This window comes from Idiomarina fontislapidosi (assembly GCF_003226255.1).
GTDB lineage: Bacteria > Pseudomonadota > Gammaproteobacteria > Enterobacterales > Alteromonadaceae > Idiomarina > Idiomarina fontislapidosi.
Genome location: NZ_QJST01000037.1, coordinates 1 through 2,396, shown reverse-complemented (window position 1 = coordinate 2,396; position 2,396 = coordinate 1). Strand labels below are relative to the sequence as shown.

The 2,396-nt window shown below is 49.5% G+C and carries 2 protein-coding genes; both read left to right on the top strand.

Annotation, left to right across the window (positions count from 1 at the left end; all coding sequences use genetic code 11):
• The first annotated feature begins 93 nt into the window (after window positions 1-93).
• Window positions 94-1,587 (top strand): IS21 family transposase, encoded by a 1,494-nt coding sequence (gene istA, locus DFP83_RS13400; RefSeq protein ID WP_110576578.1) that lies wholly within the window; start codon window positions 94-96, stop codon window positions 1,585-1,587.
• Window positions 1,580-2,332: an IS21-like element helper ATPase IstB gene (istB, locus tag DFP83_RS13395; RefSeq protein WP_110576576.1), complete on the top strand. Its 753-nt coding sequence runs from the start codon at window positions 1,580-1,582 to the stop codon at window positions 2,330-2,332. Before istA ends, istB begins: the two co-directional genes overlap by 8 nt.
• Window positions 2,333-2,396 lie beyond the last annotated feature (64 nt).

The following is a 2,396-nucleotide window of genomic DNA, read 5'->3' as shown; positions in this document are numbered from 1 at the left end:
TATTAAGCGACAATTACGGTGGCCGGTCTAGCGACAATTATCTTGGCCGGTTGATCTGATAAGGTTCGGTACAGCAGAACGGAGGAGTTCACTGTGCCGGGAACACGAATCACGGATCAACAGGTCAAGAAATACATGACTCATAGAAAACGAAACAGCCAAGTTGTCGCTGCTGCAAAAGCAGGCATATCTGAGCGTTCAGCCAGGCGTATTGATAAACAACAACAAGATAAAAAGCCAGCGCAGCGGCAATGGCGAACGCGCGAAGATCCGCTTGAAAGCATTTGGGACAGTATCGTCGTGCCGAAGCTACAAGCAGATGCAGAGATCACTGCTGTCGGGATTTTTGACTATCTTTGCGAGCACCACACCGATAAGTTCAAACCAAGTTCACGTCGAACGCTTGAGCGCCGGATCCGTAAATGGCGTAGTTTGCACGGAGCCAGCAAAGACGTTGTTTTTATTCAAACTCACGACTACGGGGTGCTTGGTATTGCAGACTTCACGCATGTTAAATCCCCCGTCACCATTGCTGGGGAAAGGCTCAAGCATATGCTTTTCCACTATCGAATGCCGGCTAGCGGATGGGCTTATGCCCAGGTTATCTATGGTGGCGAGAGCTTTGCGGCGTTCTCTGATGGTCTTCAAAATGCTTTTAGAGCGGCTGGTGGTGTACCGCAAGAGATCCGTACCGACAGCTTGAGCGCTGCGTATCGAAATCACTCTGACGCTGACGACTTGACCGAGCGCTTTAACGAGCTAGTGAAGCATTACGGCTTTAGGCCATCACGTAATAATCGCGGAGTTGCGCATGAAAATGGCGCCATTGAAGGCCCGCATGGACACGCGAAGTCGCAAGTCGAGCAAGCGCTCAAGATCCGTGGCAGTCATGATTTTAAGAGCCGTGAAGCTTACGAGACCTTTGTTGACCACGTCATTGCTCGACGTAATCGTCGCATCAACGACAAGTTCGTGCTCGAACAGCGACAATTACAAGCGCTACCTCGCACCATGAGCGTCAACTACACTGAGCACTATGTCACGGTTTCCCGCACCAGTACCATTGCGCTTAAGCGAGTGACGTACAGCGTGCCTTCAAGGCTTGTGGGGAGCCGCTTATTAGTGCGCTTGTACGATAGTCGCCTAGAGCTGTTTTACGGTACTGACTTTGTCCTTGAGCTTGAACGTGTATATGCGGCAAAAGGTGCTCGTGCACGTAGCGTCAATTACCAACACCTTATTGACGCTCTGGCGAAAAAGCCACGCGCCTTCCGCAACTCGCAGTTGCGTGATGACTTGTTGCCTGATGACAATTACAAGGCCATCTGGAAGTATGTCGATGAAGCACTTCCAGCTGATAAAGCCAGCTATTACATGGTAAAAGTGCTCCATTTAGCCAAACAAAGTGGTTGTGAGCGTCAATTAGGCCGATATATTGTCGCGTCAATTACCCAGCGACAATTACCGGCCATCCGAGAGTGTGAAGAACGGTTCTTAGTGATAGAGCCAAGAACACCGAACCTCACGGTAAAACAACATAGTCTGAGCTCATACAGCAGTATGATACCGGGAGGCCTCAATGGATAACCAAACGGCCTCATTACCTTTAATGCTCAAGCAGTTGAAGCTCGGTACCATGGTCAAGCAATGGGAAGCTCTTGGTAAGAAAGCGGTGAAAGAGCAATGGAGCCCACAGACTTACTTGTCCGAGCTATGCCATATCGAACTGGCGACACGCGACGACAAGCGGCTGCAACGCTTACTCAAAGACGCGAAGTTGCCGGTTGGCAAGAACCTTGGCAACTTCGATTACAGCCTTGTTGATGGTGTGTCCAAGCATCAAGTTGCGGACTTAGTCCATCAGACAGGCTGGCTCAAATCAGGGGCTAACGTACTGCTGTTTGGTGCTAGCGGCCTTGGAAAAACACATATCGCTAGTGGTATCGGCTATGGACTCGTTGAGCAAGGTTACAAGGTGAAGTTCATTGCCGCATCTGCCATCGTCCAGCAGTTACAGCAAGCGAAGCAGCATTTACGCCTGCAAGACGAGCTACTTAAGCTTGATAAGTACAGCTTGCTCATCGTGGATGATGTTGGCTACGTTCGTAAGACCGAACAGGAAACCAGTGTGCTGTTCGAGTTAATTGCTCATCGCTACGAAAGGCATAGCATGATCATCACCTCGAATAAGTCGTTCGAACAATGGGATGAGCTCTTCGATGACTCAACGATGACAATCGCAGCTATCGATCGGTTGGTTCATCATGCAACTATTATTCACTGTGAAGGTGAAAGTTACCGTCGCAAAATGGCAATCAGCAACGGTACATAGAAATCGGTATCAACCGGCCAAGATAATTGCCGCTAGACCGGCCAAGGTAATTGACGCTAGATAA

Excerpts from the sequence above, each read along its gene's own strand:
- istB (WP_110576576.1), top strand. The coding sequence starts at position 1,580 with ATGGATAACCAAACGGCCTCATTACCTTTAATGCTCAAGCAGTTGAAG.